Origin of the sequence: Bradyrhizobium campsiandrae (assembly GCF_014529705.1) — a bacterium.
Lineage (GTDB): Bacteria > Pseudomonadota > Alphaproteobacteria > Rhizobiales > Xanthobacteraceae > Bradyrhizobium > Bradyrhizobium campsiandrae.
The window spans coordinates 1-276 of the sequence record NZ_JAANIH010000307.1; the positions used below are offsets into that span (position 1 = coordinate 1).

Sequence of the window (276 nt, forward strand, 5' to 3'; positions counted from 1 at the left end):
TGGGAGCTTTGGGCCATGCGTATTCGTTTGACGACCTGTCTCGCCGTGCTTGCGCTGGGACTATCCGCAATCTCGGCGCGCGCTGAGACGGTGGTGCGCTACGGCATCTCGATGGCGGATATTCCGCTGACGACGGGCCAGCCCGACCGCGGCGCCGGCGCCTATCAGTTCACCGCCTATACGATCTACGACCCCTTGGTGGCGTGGGAGATGGACGTCGCCGATCGCCCCGGCAAGCTGGTGCCGGGGCTCGCGACCGAATGGAAGGTCGATGAC

Annotated in this window: 1 pseudogene; it reads left to right on the forward strand. The window is 65.6% G+C overall.

The annotated features are described in order from the left end of the window. Positions 1 to 15 precede the first annotated feature (15 nt). Positions 16 to 276 (forward strand): annotated as a pseudogene (locus G8O24_RS43220) (ABC transporter substrate-binding protein); the annotation flags it as partial.